The 15506-nt window shown below is 64.4% G+C and carries 14 protein-coding genes; 2 read left to right on the forward strand and 12 right to left on the reverse strand.

Annotated features, from left to right (window positions below):
- Positions 1-68: 68 nt before the first annotated feature.
- The 5 genes from lnt to miaB form a co-directional block, all read right to left on the reverse strand.
- Positions 69-1661 carry an apolipoprotein N-acyltransferase gene (gene lnt, locus CO731_RS00170; protein WP_108605408.1) on the reverse strand — a complete coding sequence of 531 codons (1593 nt, stop codon included), beginning with the start codon at positions 1659-1661 and terminating at the stop codon, positions 69-71.
- Positions 1662-1749: 88 nt separating this feature from the next.
- Positions 1750-2820 (reverse strand): hemolysin family protein, encoded by a 1071-nt coding sequence (locus tag CO731_RS00175; protein WP_108605409.1) that lies wholly within the window; start codon positions 2818-2820, stop codon positions 1750-1752.
- Positions 2821-2847: 27 nt separating this feature from the next.
- Positions 2848-3360, reverse strand: coding sequence for an rRNA maturation RNase YbeY (gene ybeY, locus CO731_RS00180; protein ID WP_108605410.1), 513 nt, complete (start codon positions 3358-3360; stop codon positions 2848-2850).
- An 18-nt stretch (positions 3361-3378) separates the two neighbouring features.
- Complete coding sequence (locus CO731_RS00185; protein ID WP_108605411.1) at positions 3379-4416, reverse strand: PhoH family protein; 1038 nt, start codon at positions 4414-4416, stop codon at positions 3379-3381.
- A gap of 29 nt (positions 4417-4445) precedes the next feature.
- A complete protein-coding gene (gene miaB / locus CO731_RS00190; protein WP_108605412.1) occupies positions 4446-5855 on the reverse strand; it encodes a tRNA (N6-isopentenyl adenosine(37)-C2)-methylthiotransferase MiaB in 1410 nt (469 codons plus the stop codon).
- Positions 5856-6114: 259 nt separating this feature from the next.
- Here miaB and CO731_RS00195 point away from each other — a divergent pair, with 259 nt between their 5' ends.
- On the forward strand, positions 6115-6855 hold the full coding sequence (locus CO731_RS00195; protein WP_159091501.1) for an outer membrane protein: 741 nt from the start codon (positions 6115-6117) through the stop codon (positions 6853-6855).
- A 119-nt stretch (positions 6856-6974) separates the two neighbouring features.
- Here CO731_RS00195 and CO731_RS00200 read toward each other — a convergent pair whose 3' ends face one another.
- Positions 6975-7322, reverse strand: coding sequence for a phospholipid-binding protein (locus tag CO731_RS00200; protein ID WP_245439550.1), 348 nt, complete (start codon positions 7320-7322; stop codon positions 6975-6977).
- A gap of 174 nt (positions 7323-7496) precedes the next feature.
- On the opposite strand from CO731_RS00200, the gene CO731_RS28505 reads away from it, so the two are divergent.
- A complete protein-coding gene (locus tag CO731_RS28505; protein ID WP_159091502.1) occupies positions 7497-7661 on the forward strand; it encodes a hypothetical protein in 165 nt (54 codons plus the stop codon).
- Between the two features lie 321 nt (positions 7662-7982).
- Here the strand turns inward: CO731_RS28505 and CO731_RS00205 are convergent, their stop codons facing one another.
- From CO731_RS00205 to CO731_RS00235, 6 genes are all read right to left on the reverse strand, one after another.
- Positions 7983-8783, reverse strand: coding sequence for a lysophospholipid acyltransferase family protein (locus CO731_RS00205; protein ID WP_108605415.1), 801 nt, complete (start codon positions 8781-8783; stop codon positions 7983-7985).
- Positions 8784-8815: 32 nt separating this feature from the next.
- The gene (locus tag CO731_RS00210; protein WP_108605416.1) at positions 8816-9304 is read right to left on the reverse strand and encodes an N-acetyltransferase; all 489 of its coding nucleotides are present in this window, start codon (positions 9302-9304) and stop codon (positions 8816-8818) included.
- Complete coding sequence (tsaB, locus tag CO731_RS00215; RefSeq protein WP_108605417.1) at positions 9301-9984, reverse strand: tRNA (adenosine(37)-N6)-threonylcarbamoyltransferase complex dimerization subunit type 1 TsaB; 684 nt, start codon at positions 9982-9984, stop codon at positions 9301-9303. The genes CO731_RS00210 and tsaB overlap by 4 nt, the downstream gene beginning before the upstream one ends.
- Before the next feature lie 261 nt (positions 9985-10245).
- Positions 10246-12417, reverse strand: a complete 2172-nt coding sequence (locus CO731_RS00225) for a malate synthase G (protein ID WP_108605419.1) — start codon at positions 12415-12417, stop codon at positions 10246-10248.
- 148 nt (positions 12418-12565) lie between these two features.
- A complete protein-coding gene (locus CO731_RS00230; RefSeq protein ID WP_108605420.1) occupies positions 12566-14590 on the reverse strand; it encodes a hydantoinase/oxoprolinase family protein in 2025 nt (674 codons plus the stop codon).
- Between the two features lie 89 nt (positions 14591-14679).
- A complete protein-coding gene (locus CO731_RS00235; protein ID WP_108605421.1) occupies positions 14680-15057 on the reverse strand; it encodes a hypothetical protein in 378 nt (125 codons plus the stop codon).
- Between the last annotated feature and the right edge of the window lie 449 nt (positions 15058-15506).

A 15506-nucleotide genomic window follows, 5' to 3' on the forward strand; every position in this document is an offset into this window, starting at 1 on the left:
GGGCATGAACGCCGATTGGCACAGCCTGAAGCCGCGCGGTGGCATATGAGTTTCTAACAATAGCAGTGTCAATTCGCCCTGAGCCTCTGTCTGAGCTTCAAGCCACTTGCCGCTACGGCAATAAGGAACATGATCAGGAAACCGTTAACGCGCGAAAACGGCGGCGAGGCAGCGCCGGAGGCGGCCACCGGAAGCGAGACATCGATGGTGCCGCGAACATTCATCGCAAGTGCATCCACAACTCGCCCGCTCGGGTCGACAATGCCGGAAATTCCTGTGTTGGCCGCGCGCAGGACCGGCAACCCGTTTTCGACCGCGCGGATCTGCGATTGCCGGAAATGCTGATAGGGACCCGGAGTATCGCCAAACCACGCGTCGTTGGTGACATTCACCATAATCTGAGTTGACGCCGCGTCAACTGCAACGAGAGCGGGAAAGATTATTTCATAGCAGATGAAGGCCGAGGCCTTGATGCCGCCCGGCAGGGCGAACGGGCGCCGGTCCGTACCGGCGACAAAATTCATCGGGCCGGCCACCAGTTGCGTCAGGCCGACACGCTCCATCAGGCCTGCGAAGGGGATGTATTCGCCAAACGGCACCAGATGGACCTTGTCGATCGAACCGACGATCTCGCCCTTGTCGTTGATGCTGACGACCGAATTGTAATAGCGCGTTTCCGTGCCGGCTACCGATTCGCCCTCGTCGCGGACAATGCCGGCCATCAGCATCTGGCCTTCGGACAGCATCTCCCCGATCGCCACAAGCGCATCCGGCCGCTCGGTGAACAGGAACGGCACCGAGGTTTCGGGCCAGATGATGAGGTCCGGCTTCGGGGCGCCAGCCTTCGGCGCCTCGGCCGACTGCTGCAGCATGCCGGCGAAGATGCGGTCGCGGACGCTGCCATCCCATTTTTCGCTGAGGTCGATGTTCGGCTGGACAATGCGAACGTTGATCGTTTGCGCCGGCGCCGCGGCGGGCGCTGCCAGCTTGAAATAGCCGTAGGCAGCGTGAGCAGCGACGAGCAGCACGGCCAGCGCGGCTCCGAGCTTGAGATTGCGCCGGTCGGCCAGTAGCGCCGGCACGGCGAAGACGAAGACGGCCAGCACGTTCATGCCGACGACGCCGATCACCGTCACGCTCTGCATCAGCAGCGGCACCGGCATCGCGGCAAAACTGAGCGGGTTCCAGGGAAATCCGGTGAACAGGAAGGTGCGCAGCCATTCGGCCAGGCCGAATGCAAAGGCCAGCGCGAAAATGCGGCCGATGCCGTCGCTCCACAACAGTCGTGCCAGGGCCGCTGCGAAACCATGGAAGAAGGCCAGGATCAACGGAATGCCGACAACCGCCAGGGGCAGTGCCCAGGCAAAACTGTCGGCCTCGACCAGAAGCGCGCCGCCGACCCACCACAGCCCGGCAAGGAAATAGCCGAAGCCGAACCACCAGCCGACGGCAAAGGCCGGCCTTAGCTGCCGCACGAAGCCTGCCGGCCTGTCGGCGACGGCGCCGTCGATGAGCCAGACCAGGATAGGGAACGAAACAAAGCAGGCGGCGAAGAAATCGTAGGGCGCCTGGCCCATGACTGCCAGGGCGCCGGCCAGAAAGGCCACCAGTGCCCGCTTCCATCCCCACAGCAGAATTATCCGCCCAGCAAGGCGCGCCATCCTGTCCCCTCGTCCAAGAATCACGGATCGAAGGTGTAGCAGCACCGCGAGGCGGCACCAAATGGCGGACCGCCCCGGCCGGCCAGGCTCACGCCTGTTCAGCCTTGGCGCGGCGGCGGCGCTCGCTCTTGACGCTATGGACGATGCGGACACGCTTGACCCGGCGCGGGTCGGCGTCGAGCACGTGGAACTCGAAGCCCGGTATCGCCTGCACCACCTCGCCGCGGGCCGGCACGCGGCCGAGCGCGTTGAAGATCATGCCGCCGATGGTATCGACATATTCGCTGTGCTCACCGGCAGAGAATTCCTCGCCGAGAACCTTTGCGACCTCCTCGATCTCGGCCTTGCCGTCGACGACGTAGACCCCATCGCCGGCCTGGGTGATCATCGGCTCGTCGTCGTCGTGCTCGTCCTCGATGTCGCCGACGACCATCTCGACGATGTCCTCGAGCGAGACCAGCCCGTCGGTGCCGCCATATTCGTCGATGACCAGCGCCATCTGGGTGCGCGTCGCCTGCATGCGGGTCATCAGGTCGGATGCGAGCATGGAGGGCGGCACGAACAGCACGGTCCGGACGAGGTTGAGATCGCCGATGCTGCGCTGGAGATCGACCTGCGACAGGTCGAGCTGGGCTTCGGCGGCCTGCGCCTTGCGTGAGCGGCCCTTCTTGACGCGGGCACCACGGGTGATGTGGGCAAGCACGTCGCGGATGTGGACCATGCCGCGCGGATCGTCGAGGGTTTCGACATAGACGGGCATACGCGAGTGGCCGGACTGCTCGAAAACAGACAACAACTCTCCGAGCGTGGTGGAAAGCTCGATCGCCTCTATGTCGGCGCGGGGCACCATGACGTCCTCGACGCGCACTTCGCGCAGCCGCAGGATGTTGTTGAGCATGGCGCGCTCGCCGGGCGAGAACGAGTCGGCGTCGCTGCCGGTCTCGGCCAGCGCGTCGACGATTTCCTCACGGATATTGGTGCCGTTGCTGCGGTGCCGGAAAAGCCTGGTCAGCCGCTCGATGAAGGATGGCCGCTCGGCCTGCGTGTCGTGCGTCGCGGTTAACGGCGCACTGGTACTAGGTCCGTCCTCTGTCTGGTCGGAGGCCCTTGCCGCGGTTCCCGGTTCGGGCGTGGCGGCAGTCTCTGTTTTGTCGTTCATCTTCTTCCGGTCGATTGCTCGTCCCTGTTACGCGTAGGGATCGGGAATGGCAAGCCTCGCCAGCGCCCGGCGTTCCAGCGCTTCCATCTCCTCGGCCTCCTCGTCGGTCTCGTGATCATACCCCAAAAGATGCAGGAGTCCGTGGATTATGAGGTGGGTGATGTGGTTTTCCAGCGTCTTGCCTTCAAGCTCGGCCTCCCGGGCCACCGTCTCGTAGGCGAGCACGATGTCGCCGAGCATCGGCGGCAGCGGATCGCCGGGCGCCACCGGAAAGGCCGGAAACGACAGCACGTTGGTCGGCTTGTCCTTTTGGCGCCATTCGGCGTTGAGCTTGCGGATCGCCGCGTCGTCGGTGAAGACCAGGCTCAGTTCGACGCCGTCGGCAGCTTCGACCTCGGCTTCCGCGAAAGCCGCAGGCACGGCGCGGTCGACCAGCGCCCTGAGCGCATCCTCGCCCGGCCAGGCGCCCTCCTCGACCATCAGGTCGATGTCGAGGCCGCCCTCCACGCCGGAAGACGGCTGTAAATCCTTGTCAGGCATTGCCAAATTCGTTCCCGGTCAACCCTCGGTGCCAAGGCCGCGGGCGACCTTGCCGTCGCGGTCATAGGCCCTGACGATCTCGGCGACGAGCGGATGGCGGACCACGTCGGTGTCGTTGAAGCGCACCGTCACCGCGCCCGGCACGCCGTCAAGGATCCGCAATGCCTCGACCAGGCCCGACTTGGTGTTGGGCGGAAGGTCGATCTGGGTCGGATCGCCGGTGATGATCATGCGCGAGTTCTCGCCGAGACGCGTCAGGAACATCTTCATCTGCATCGAGGTGGTATTCTGCGCCTCGTCGAGGATGACGGCCGAATGCGCCAGCGTGCGGCCGCGCATGAAGGCGAGCGGTGCGATCTCGATGACCTCGGCGGCAATGGCACGCTCGACCTTGTCGGCCGGCATCATGTCGTAGAGCGCGTCATAGAGCGGGCGGAGATACGGATCGACCTTTTCCTTCATGTCGCCGGGCAGGAAGCCGAGGCGCTCGCCCGCCTCGACCGCCGGTCGCGACAGGATGATGCGCTCGACCATGCCGCGTTCGAGCAGCATGGCGGCGTGGGCGACCGCGAGATAGGTCTTGCCGGTACCGGCCGGGCCGATGCCGAACACCAGTTCGGAGCGCTCCAGCGCCCGCATGTAGGCGTCCTGGTTGAGCGAGCGGGCATAGATCGTGCGCTTGCGCGTCGAAATCTGGGCGGCGGCCATCTTGCCCTTGCGCTCGAGCGTCGGCAGCGTCAGCTGATCGTCGGGGGCAACTGCCATGCGGACGGCGCCGTCTACGTCGGACTGGGCCAATTCGCCGCCTTTCTGCAGGATGGCATAGAGATGGTCGAGGGCGCGGCGTGCCTGCTCGGCTGCGGTGGCGCTGCCCTTGATGGTCAGCTGGTTGCCGCGCGAGCGAATGTCGACGCCGAGCTTCTGTTCGAGACGGGCCAGGTTTTCGTCGAACTGGCCGTAAAGCGCACTGGCTAGCTTGTTGTTGTCGAAGGTCAGTACGATGTGCGCCATGTCAGACGCCCCGGAGGGCAGGTTCTTGAGTTCAGCAGCGCTCAACCGTCTCTCCTCATCTGCCGTACGGCCGATCAGACCGCTTCGGCGAACAGGCTGTTGGTACCTGTCTTCGTGATTCGCACATCAACAATGTCACCGATTTCGCCGGCCTTTTCATCAACAATAACCGGTTGTAACCAAGGCGATCGTCCGACGATCTGTCCGGGCTCGCGGCCGGGCTTTTCGATCAGCGTCGAAATCGTCATGCCGACCAGTCCGTCGGCGAAGGCGTGCTGCTGCTTGGTGATCAGCTGCTGCAGCCGCTGCAGGCGCTCGTCCTTGACCTTTTCCTCGACATGGCCGTCCATGTCGGCGCCGGGCGTGCCGGGACGCGGCGAATATTTGAACGTATAGGCCGAGGCGTAGTTGGTGGCTCGCACGATCTCCATCGTAGCCTCGAAATCGGCATCCGTCTCGCCCGGAAAACCGACGATGAAATCGCCCGACATGGCGATGTCGGGGCGTGCCGTGCGGATGCGCTCGATCAGCCGGAGATAGTCCGATGCCGTATGCCGGCGGTTCATCGCCTTGAGAATACGGTCGGAGCCCGACTGCACCGGCAGGTGCAAATAGGGCATCAGTGCCGCGAGGTCGCGATGGGCTGAGATCAACTCGTCGTCCATGTCGCGCGGATGGCTGGTGGTGTAGCGCAGCCGGGCAATGCCGGGGATTTCTGCAAGGCGGTAGAGCAGGCGGCCCAGCCCCCATTCCTTGCCGTCGGCCCCCTCGCCGTGCCAGGCGTTGACGTTCTGGCCCAGCAGGGTCACCTCGCGCACGCCGGCCTCGGCCAGCCTTTCGGCCTCGGTGACGATCTGGGCGACGGAGCGCGAAACTTCCGAACCCCTGGTATAAGGCACGACGCAGAAGGTGCAGAACTTGTCGCAACCCTCCTGCACGGTCAGGAAGGCGGTGACGCCGCGCCTGGCGACTTCGGACTTCCTTGGCTGCGGCAGGTGCTCGAACTTGTCTTCAAGCGAATACTCGGTCTCGACGACCTTCTGGCCACCGCGCGCCTTCTTCACCACTTCCGGAAGGCGATGATAGGTTTGCGGGCCGACGACGAGATCGACCGCCGAAGCGCGGCGCAGGATTTCGCGGCCTTCGGCCTGGGCGACGCAGCCGGTGACACCGACGATCAGTTCGCGGCCGCTTTCCGCCCGCTCCGCCTTGAGCTTGCCCAGGCGCCCGAGCTGCGAATAGACCTTTTCGGCAGCCTTTTCGCGGATATGGCAGGTGTTGAGCAAGATGAGGTCGGCGTCCTCGATGGCCTCGGTCGCCGCATAGCCGTCGGCCGCGAGCGCATCGCTCATGCGCTGCGAGTCGTAGACATTCATCTGGCAGCCATAGGTCTTGATGAAGACCTTCTTGGCAGCGCTGGTGCTTGCCGCGGCGACCTCACCAGAGGCTGCCGGCATGATTTCAAACATATCTTCGAGTTCCATGCCGCGCCTATTACCGCCTTTCGGCGGCAAAAAACAGACGCTTTACGCCTTTGGTGCCGCCAGCCTTGGCTGGAAGACGTGGGAGCCGTTTGGACGGCAGGGCCACCACATCGCATCCTGGCCCCCGGCTCAAGTCGGGGTTTTTGTTTGTGCCTGGAACGCAAAAAGCCCCACCGCCTTTCGGCTGATGACTGTGCGTCCCATCTTCATGACTTTGCGTCCCAACGTGCGGTCGCAATGGTGACGGAACTATCTGACCGTGTCAGAGCCGAATGATCTGCTGCGGCATAAATCTAATCTAGGGCTTGCCATGAAAACGATTCTTCTCGCTTCGACATTCTCACTTGCCGTAGCAGGCGGTGCCATCGCGGCAGATGCAGTCGTCTATGAACCAGTTCCGGAGGCGGCAGCTCAAGCCGGCTTCGTCTGGACCGGTGGGTACATCGGCCTTCAAGCGGGCTATATGGTAGGCGGCTCGGTTGATCACACATTGGCCACCGACACCAATGGCAGCTACAATCTCAGTCCCGATGGGATGTTTGGCGGTCTGTATGTTGGCTACAATCAACAATTCGCAAACCGTATCGTATTGGGAGCCGAAGGCGATTTCGCTATTGGCAATGCAGGTGCATCGGGCAACCCGGTCGGCTCCACACTCTATCGCAGCACGAATGATTTCGATTGGACCGGGTCGATCAGAGCGCGTCTTGGTTATTCAACCGACCGGTTCCTACCTTACGTCACCGGGGGCGTGGCATTCGGTCGATTGAGTTACGAAGAGCGGGAGGGGGGTGCCTTCTATTCCGACGCCGAAGTCGATCTTATGGGATGGACAATTGGAGGCGGCGCCGAATACGCGCTGTCGGACAACTGGATCCTGCGTGGCGAATATCGTTACGTCCGATTCAATGACAAGGACTTTGTCCCATCCTCGGATGAGAATCTTGTCGCTCGAATCCGAACACACGATTTCCGCATCGGGGCGGCTTACAAGTTCTGATCGGCACGCTCCCGCCGTCCTCACACCCCGGCTCCGGCCGGGGTTTTTTGTTTGTGCCTGGAACGCAAAAAGCCCCACCACCTTTTCGGCAGCGGGGCGATCCTTTCAAGGATTAATGCTTACTTCTTTGAGAAGGGCTGGGTAGCCGACCCACTGGCCAAGGCCTTGCCACTCGCGTCAAGCGCCTTCACCGTGATCTTGTAGTGATGCGTGCCTGCAGGCGGGCAAGGCCCTTTGTATTTGAAGGCACCATAGGGGAGCTGGGACTGTCCCTTGAACGCCACCTTGCCGCCCCCGTGGCTGAAGCTTGCATTCTGATCGATCATCTTGATCTCAAGATTTACCGTTCCCTGCGGCACATTCGACAGTGCAATCGGCGGAGACTTCGGGTCCAGGCACTTTTTCGTCGGACCCCAATCAAATGAAACGCCCATGCCGGCAGCAAAGGCATTCGAGCCTGCGAGCATCAACGCTCCGGCAAGCATTAGTCTAACCATCTCTTCCCCGTTCGGTATGGCTGAAGGCCCCCTCCATAAAACCCGGCCGCGGCAACCTTTAGTATGCCTACGATCCCTCGTCGTTTGCCAGGTGAACATATTCGTTGGCAGTGTTACACGCAGCCGATCGTTACGGGAGGATCGATGGAAACGCTAAAACTCGTCGCTTGGTATGCATCACTAGCCAGCGTGCCTGTGATCATGATCATTGCAGGGTCATTCGCCAGAGATAAGAGATGGCAACAGGCAATCACCGCAGCCGCGTCGGCCATTGCCCTAGCCGTGATCTTGATAACCGATCGCATGTGATCTCCCTACTCTGGCACGACCACTCACCCGATCTTCGGCGTTGGCGCCTTGTCGGCGCTGCTCTATCTCGGTGAAAAAACCAAAGTTCATCAATCGTGAGCACAAAGGACCTCGCCACGAACCTCCTAATTGGAAGCGTACTGAAGATCCTCTGATGACCCGGCGTCGCGTACAGGTTCTAAGACAGTCAGACCTTGGGGATCCCGGCTCTCGCCGGAGTTTTTTGCCTCTCTAAACTGGTGCTATCCAGGCCCCACAGGCGAAGCTGCGGCACCGTCGGCCATTCGATGAGACGTGCAGGCAGTTTCCCTCGGCCAATGCTCAGCGCGCCGGATGCGGCTCGGCGAGCGATTGCAGCATCATCGTTCGCACCCGCTCCTCCATCAGCCGCGTCGCCTCCTTGCGGCTCGACCTGGCCGAGAAATCGATCGGCTCGCCGAAGCGTATCTCGACGTCGAGCCCGCCCTCGGCGAGCAACTGGCCGACATGCGGCACCAGGTCCATGTCGCCGATCCAGCTGGCGATCGGCCGGTGCTGGCGGCCCATCGGCAGACCGTGGATGCGGGTATAGGCGATCGAAACCGGCTGGATGACGACGTGAGCGGCAGCCCCCTCGGCAATCGCCATCGAGGCGGCGCCGAACAGCGTGCTCTTGAACGGCAGAAGCAGGTTGCCGTCGCCGGTGCTGCCTTCGGCGAACAGCACCATGGCGTTTCCGGCGGCAAGGCGCTGGGCGATCTCGCTCGCCTGGTCGCCCGACTTGCGCTTGCGCTCGCGCTCGACGAACACGGTGCGCTGCAGCCGCGACAGGAAGCCGAAGACCGGCCAGCCGTTCAGTTCCGACTTGGCGATGAAGGTGACGTCGACCAGCGAGCCGAGCGCCATGATGTCGGTCCACGAGACATGGTTGGCGGCGATCATCAGCGGCCGGGTTTCGACCATCTTGCCGACGATGCGGACGCGCATGCCGAGCCCCCAAAGCATGGCGCGATGCCAGATCTTGAGGATGAACGTTTCCGGCCACAGGCCGGTCTTCATCGAGATGACCTGCAGCGGCACCAGCACCAGCGAGGCCGCAACCATCCAGAAGAGCGCGAGCCCCGTGCGGATCTTTCCGATCATGTAGCCCTCAAAATCCCTGAACGGGCCTCTGGCTAGCGAAGATCGAGCCGCATGACAAGCGCGCCCGTCGCCCCTTGCGCCGACTGATAGTAGTTCGGGCGCTTGCCTACTTCGTGGAAGCCGAACTTGCGGTAGAGGCCAATCGCCGCCGCATTGGTTTCGTCGACCTCGAGAAACAACGCCTCGGCGCGCTGGGCGTGCAGTTCGCGCAACACGGCGTCCATCAGGCGCCAGCCGAGGCCATGGCGGCGATGCGACCGCGACACCGCGATGGTCAGGATTTCGGCTTCGCCCGCCGCCAGCCGTGCCAGCACGAAACCTGCCGGCGCCTCGGCGCCGTGGCCGACCTCACGGACGGCAAAACCGAAAACCGTGTCCTGTGCGAGCAGCGACGAAAACTCCTCGCCTGACCATGGGCGCACGAAATCTTCGCGGTGCAGGGGTGCGATGGCCGCGCTGTCGTCGACCGAGAGCGGCAGGAGCGCAAAGTCGCGGCGCAGCGGCCAGAACGGCAATTTCATTTCTGCTCCCTCGCCAGCACGAAGCCGGCTTGCGGCTTGGCGTCCGGTGCTCTCAGGTAAAGGGGCTTGGGCCGGTCACCGGGCTGCTTGGCGGCGGCCAACCGGGCATAGGTGCCGATATCTGCAGTCGCCGCGAGCGGGCCGATTTGCAATGCCTTGTCCACTCCGACCGCATTGGCGATAGACTGGGCTGCGGTTCCTGCTAGCGCCATCGGCGCGGAAGAGGCGATCTCGACAGCCTCGGCCAGCGACAAGACGGCAGGTTCGCGAAGAGCCTTTCCGTTCGCATCATACAATGCCGCATGAAGCTCCTCGCGCCCCGCATCGAGGGCTGCCTGCACCTTCATCGGTCCGAGCGCCTGGCGTGTTTCATAAGCAAGCGCTTCAAGCGTGGTGACCCCAACTGCCGGGATCTTCAGCGCCAGCGAAAAGCCGCGCGCGGCTGAGACGCCGACACGCACGCCGGTGAAGGAGCCGGGACCGGTGGAAACGCCGATCCGTCCGAGATCGGCATAGGCCTTGCCGGCCTGCTCCAGCGCCTCATCAATGACGGCCATCAGGTGCTCGGCATGGCCCTTGCCGAGATCGCGCACGCATCGGCCAAGCTCGCGACCAGCGTCGACGTCATGGACGCTGGCGGCACAGAGGCTTGCGGCACAGTCTATGGCGAGCAGGATCATGATGCGCTCCAGGCAGAATGGCGCAAGGCAGGGCGTTGCACGCCCACCTCTGGCCTGCCGGCCATCTCCCCCACAAAGGGGGAGATCAGCCGCGTTGAACGCGCCGCCCGCTGGACAGCATGGGCAAGGGGTTGCGCCGTCGCGATTGGTCGATCTCCCCCCTTGTGGGGGAGATGGCCGGCAGGCCAGAGGGGGGCAACGTAGAGCGCTGTCATAACTATCAGGCTGTCAAAATCACATCGGGCATCATACCCGAGAATTCTAAACTCTTTCCCTGGCCTTGAGCTCCAACCTGCGCTTGTGGAGGACCGGCTCGGTGTAGCCGTTGGGCTGGGCGCGGCCTTCGAAGACGAGGTCGCAGGCGGCGCGGAAGGCGGTCGACTGGTCGAACTCGGGCGCCATCGGCTTGTAGAGCGGGTCGCCGACATTCTGCCGGTCGACGATCGCGGCCATGCGCTGCAGCGAATCCATCACCTGGATGTGCGAGCAGACGTCGTGGCGCAGCCAGTTGGCGATGTGCTGGGACGAGATGCGCAAGGTGGCGCGGTCTTCCATCAGGCCGACGTCGTTGATGTCGGGCACCTTCGAGCAGCCGACGCCCTGGTCGATCCAGCGCACGACATAGCCCAAGATGCCCTGCGCGTTGTTGTCGAGCTCGCGCTGGATCTCGTCCGGCGTCCAGTTGGGACGGACCACCACCGGCACCGACAGGATGTCGTCGAGCCGCGCCTTGGGACGGCTCTTCAGCTGGTCCTGGACCTGGTGCACGTCGACCTTGTGGTAGTGGGTGGCATGCAGCGTGGCTGCCGTCGGCGACGGCACCCAGGCGGTGTTGGCGCCGGCTTTCGGATGCGCGATCTTCTGCTCCAGCATCGCCGCCATCAGGTCGGGCATCGCCCACATGCCCTTGCCGATCTGGGCATGGCCGGACAGGCCGCATTCCAGCCCGGTGTCGACGTTCCAGGCCTCGTAGGCATTGATCCACGGCGCCTGCTTCATGTCGCCCTTGCGCACCATGGGGCCGGCTTCCATCGACGAGTGGATCTCGTCGCCGGTGCGGTCGAGGAAGCCGGTGTTGATGAACACCACGCGTTCCTTGGCGGCGCGGATGCACTCCTTGAGGTTGACGGTGGTGCGCCGCTCCTCGTCCATGATGCCCATCTTGATGGTTTTCCTGGGCATGCCGACGAGGCGTTCGACGCGGTCGAAGATTTCGACGGCAAAGGCCACTTCGTCGGGGCCATGCATCTTCGGCTTGACGACATACATCGAGCCGGCGCGGCTGTTCATGCGGCGGCCATTGGCGCCGACGTCGTGCAGGGCAATCAAGGCGGTGATCGCCGCATCCATGATGCCTTCGGGCACCTCGTGGCCGTCGCGGTCGCGGATTGCGGGGTTGGTCATCAGGTGACCGACATTGCGCACCAGCATCAGCGAGCGGCCGGGCAGCGAGACGGTGCTGCCATCGGGGCCAGTGTAGCTGCGATCGGCATTGAGCTTGCGGGTGACCGGCTTGCCGCCCTTGTCGAAGGTTTCCGACAGGTCGCCCTTCATCAGGCCGAGCCAGTTGCGGTAGACGACAACCTTGTCTTCGGCATCGACGGCTGCGACCGAATCCTCGCAGTCCTGGATGGTGGTCAAAGCCGATTCCAGCACCATGTCCGAAATACCGGCCGGATCGGTCTTGCCGATCGCACTCTCCCGATTGACCACGACCTCGACATGCAGGCCGTTCTTCACAAGAACCACCGCATCCGGGTTTTCCGCCGCACCGCGATAGCCGGCGAACTGCTTTGGCTCGCGAAGCGAAACCGAGCCATCAGCTGTCGCCAGCTTCAGCACCCCGCCCTCGACCGAGAGCCCGGTCACATCAGACCAGCTGCCAGACGCCAGCGGCGCCGACTGATCCAAAAACGCCTTGGCCCAGGCGATGACCTTTTGGCCGCGCTTCGGATTGTAGCCCTTGGTCTTCTCGGCGCCGTCGGCATCGGAAATGGCATCGGTGCCGTAGAGCGCGTCGTAGAGCGAACCCCAGCGCGCGTTCGCCGCGTTCAGCGCATAACGCGCATTCATCACCGGCACCACCAGCTGCGGGCCAGCGACGGTGGCGATCTCGGGGTCGACATTTTCCGTCGTCACCGCAAAGGCCGGGCCCTCCGGCACGAGATAGCCGATCTCGGACAAGAACGCCTTGTAGGCCGCCATGTCGTGCGGCGCGCCGTGCTTGCGGTACCAGGCGTCGAGCTTGAGCTGGAAGTCGTCGCGCTTTTCCAGCAGCGCCCGGTTCTTCGGCCCGAGATCGTGCACGATCGCGGCAAACCCCTCCCAGAACGCATCCGCCTCGACACCCGTCCCGACCATCGCCTCCGACACCACGAAGTCGTGCAGCTCACGAGATATCGAAAGGCCAAAGAGTTCGACGGTGTCGGTCATATCATGCGCTCCAAAATTCCGGCGCCGCAGGGGCGTTCAAAACAAGGTTTTCGGGCGTTTGGCACGCAAAGCCCGCAGGGTCAATTCGTCCAATGTTGCAAAGCAGCATTGATTTGCCGCCCGGCGCCGCCGCAAATCGATTTAGCCGTCAAACCGCTATCCGGGGCCTGCCCACGGCAATCGCCAGGACATGCGCTTCGATGAACATGCGCTGGCCCTCGACCGTCGAGACCTTGAAATCGACCGTCACATCGATCTCGGCGGCATCGGTGCCGGCGTCGCGCGCTTTGGCGGCGACGATGGCGCGCGCTTCCGCCTCGGCCAGCGCCATCGCCGCGCCCTCGTCGATGAAGTCGCGCACAAGCTCGCCGACCGCTACCCGGAACAGCCCCTCCTTGGGCTGGCTGACGCGCGCCTCGGCCGTGACCCTGACCTGGCCGACCACGGCGCCCAGCGCGTTGGCGACGTCGGTGTCCTCTGGCACCACGCATTCGTTGCCGACAAGCTGTGGCAGGCCGGCATAATGCAGCGGGGCCGAGGCGCCTAGGCCGATGACCGGCCGGTCGAGCGCGACGGTGAAACGGGCGATGCCGGGATGGGAGTCGACCGCGCGCTGCACCAGCGCATGCGCGACGGTGGCCGCGCCGTCGAGCCCGTCTTCGGCAAAGGCGGTTTCGAGGATCACTTCGGCGGAAAGCCGGGTCAGAGTCGCCAGCACGCGCTCGGACAACACCTCCGGGCTCGCCGCGATCGGCTGGCCGCGGCCGTCGCGCTTGCGGGCGAACAGCTCGGCGCCGAGCCGCGCGGCGGTCTCGTCCCAGTTGGCCTGGCGGCCGAGCACATGGGCGGCATCCGAGGGGGTGAAGCCGCAGACATGCACCAGCCCGCGCGACACCAGCCGGTTGAGCGTGGCGTTCTGGGCGTTGGAGGTCAGAAGCCGGTCGATGGGCTGCGGCACGGCCGTGATCTGGTCGTAGAGTTTTGCCTCGGGCGCCGTCAGGCCGGCGGCGAGATGTTCCGGCACGCCGGTACGGACGGCAAAGCGGCCGTCCATGCGGCCGGGATTGGGCGCGCGCAGCTGGCGCTCCAGCTCCGCTGTCACCGCTTCGCCATGCATCATGCCGGCGAGCGCCAACGGCACGACGCGCCGCGGCCCGAGCGACATTTTGGGCTGCAGCCCGCCCTCTTGCAGCAAAACTTCCGAATCCCCGCCGAGGCCGAAGGTGCGCATGGCGACCGCCTCGACCATGGTGCGGAAACCGCCGACGGTGGCACCCTCCGGGTCGAGCCGCGGGCGGCCATGGTCGAGCACGGCGACGTCGGTCGTGGTGCCGCCAATGTCGGAGACGACGGCGTTGTCGAGGCCGGTCATGTGGCGGGCGCCGACGAGGCTGGCGGCGGGGCCGGACAGGATGGTCTCGATCGGCCGCTGGCGGGCGAATTCGGCCGAGACCAGCGCGCCATCGCCGCGCACCACCATCAAGGGCGCCTTGATGTTGCGCTTTTCGAGGAAACCTTCGGTGGCGGCGACAAGACGATCGATCATCGAGATCAGGCGGGCGTTGAGCAGCGTGGTCAGCGCCCGGCGCGGTCCGCCGAGCTTTGCCGACAGCTCGTGGCTGGCCGTGACCGGCAGGCCCGTCTTCTGCCGGATCAAATCCCGTGCGGCGATCTCGTGGGCCGGGTTGCGGGTGGCGAAATAGGCGCAGACGGCAAAGCCGGAGACGGTTTTCGTCAGTTCGGGCAAGGCCGCTTCCAGCGCCGCAAGATCGAGGGTCCGGGCGTTGCCGTGGACGTCGTGGCCGCCTTCGCACAGCACCAGCGGGTCGGTGCCGAGCGCGGTCTTGAGCCCGTCGCGGGCGAGGTCGGCCTCGGAAAAGCCGATCATCACGAGTGCGACGCGCCCGCCCTGGCCCTCGACCAGCGCGTTGGTGGCGAGCGTGGTCGACATCGACACCAGCTTGATGGCGGCGGGGTTGACGCCCGCCCTGTCCAGCACCGCGCCGACCGCACCCGAAATGCCCTCGGCCAGGTCGTGGCGGGTGGTCAGCGACTTGGCCTTGGCCAGCACCTTGCCCTGCGGGCCATGCGCCTCGGACCACAAAACGGCGTCGGTGTAGGTGCCGCCGGTGTCGATGCCGAGGAAAAGCGGGGCGTGGTGGCTGGCGGTCATGCGCTGGTGTTCCGGAGTTCTTGATCTCCGTCCCGCTTAGCCGATATGCCGGCCGAAGGAAAATTGGCCAGCCGCCTGAAACAAGGGGGTCAGCCATCGCCCCGCGCCTCGTGGAGGGCGAGGATACGGTCGGTTTCGGCGCGGATCCCGGCCCGCATCTTCTCGACGATCTCGACATCGAGCGGCACGCAGGGCGGGATGAAGGGCTTGAACGGAAACGACCAGTCGTCCTCGGCGCGGCGGCCGGTGCATTTCCTGAGCCGCCGGCAGGCACGCAGCGGGCATTTGCACACGAAACCAAGATGGGCGGCGAGCAGCTGGAACAGGCCGAGATAGATGCCCTTGGCCTCGGCGTGCTCCTGCTGGTCGCGCAGCACGCAGGCCCATTGCGCGTCGGTGCACCAGGGTTCGCGCGGGAAACTGTTGATCCTGAAGCTGGGATACCAGCGCTCTTCGGCTTCGGTCATGTCGGGCTCCTGGGGTTGGGGTTGCTGGCACGCTCCCTTCCCCTAGCGGGAGAAGGTGTCGCCAAAGGCGACGGATGAGGGGTGGTGGAAGAAACGGGGGCATCCAGACGAAGACTCCAGATGGTGAACGGCCTGAAACGTCGAGCTCCGTCCAACACCCCTCATCCGTCTTGGCGCTGTGCGCCAATCCACCTTCTGCCGCATGGGGAGAAGGAAAGACGCGCTTCCCCGCCGCCACGCCCCGTTGCCGGTCTGGCCATTGAATGGGGTGGGAAGACGGGCGGTCGCGGGATCGCTCGGCTATGTGTAAGTGCGATCTCGCGACCGCCCGTCCGGCGATTTATGTTCCCGTCCGTTCCGCTTCCGGGCCCGGGCATTAGCGCCCCGGCCCCACTAGCGCATCGACCAGCGCACCCGGGCCGTAGTGCCCGAGGGGGAACCCTTGGACG

It is taken from the genome of Aminobacter sp. MSH1 (genome assembly GCF_003071665.1).
In the GTDB taxonomy this organism is placed as follows: Bacteria; Pseudomonadota; Alphaproteobacteria; order Rhizobiales; family Rhizobiaceae; genus Aminobacter; species Aminobacter niigataensis.

Excerpts from the sequence above, each read along its gene's own strand:
- lnt (WP_108605408.1), bottom strand. The coding sequence starts at position 1,661 with ATGGCGCGCCTTGCTGGGCGGATAATTCTGCTGTGGGGATGGAAGCGG.
- CO731_RS00175 (WP_108605409.1), bottom strand. The coding sequence starts at position 2,820 with ATGAACGACAAAACAGAGACTGCCGCCACGCCCGAACCGGGAACCGCG.
- ybeY (WP_108605410.1), bottom strand. The coding sequence starts at position 3,360 with ATGCCTGACAAGGATTTACAGCCGTCTTCCGGCGTGGAGGGCGGCCTC.
- miaB (WP_108605412.1), bottom strand. The coding sequence starts at position 5,855 with ATGGAACTCGAAGATATGTTTGAAATCATGCCGGCAGCCTCTGGTGAG.
- CO731_RS00200 (WP_245439550.1), bottom strand. The coding sequence starts at position 7,322 with ATGCTCGCAGGCTCGAATGCCTTTGCTGCCGGCATGGGCGTTTCATTT.
- CO731_RS28505 (WP_159091502.1), top strand. The coding sequence starts at position 7,497 with ATGGAAACGCTAAAACTCGTCGCTTGGTATGCATCACTAGCCAGCGTG.
- CO731_RS00205 (WP_108605415.1), bottom strand. The coding sequence starts at position 8,783 with ATGATCGGAAAGATCCGCACGGGGCTCGCGCTCTTCTGGATGGTTGCG.
- CO731_RS00210 (WP_108605416.1), bottom strand. The coding sequence starts at position 9,304 with ATGAAATTGCCGTTCTGGCCGCTGCGCCGCGACTTTGCGCTCCTGCCG.
- tsaB (WP_108605417.1), bottom strand. The coding sequence starts at position 9,984 with ATGATCCTGCTCGCCATAGACTGTGCCGCAAGCCTCTGTGCCGCCAGC.
- CO731_RS00225 (WP_108605419.1), bottom strand. The coding sequence starts at position 12,417 with ATGACCGACACCGTCGAACTCTTTGGCCTTTCGATATCTCGTGAGCTG.
- CO731_RS00230 (WP_108605420.1), bottom strand. The coding sequence starts at position 14,590 with ATGACCGCCAGCCACCACGCCCCGCTTTTCCTCGGCATCGACACCGGC.
- CO731_RS00235 (WP_108605421.1), bottom strand. The coding sequence starts at position 15,057 with ATGACCGAAGCCGAAGAGCGCTGGTATCCCAGCTTCAGGATCAACAGT.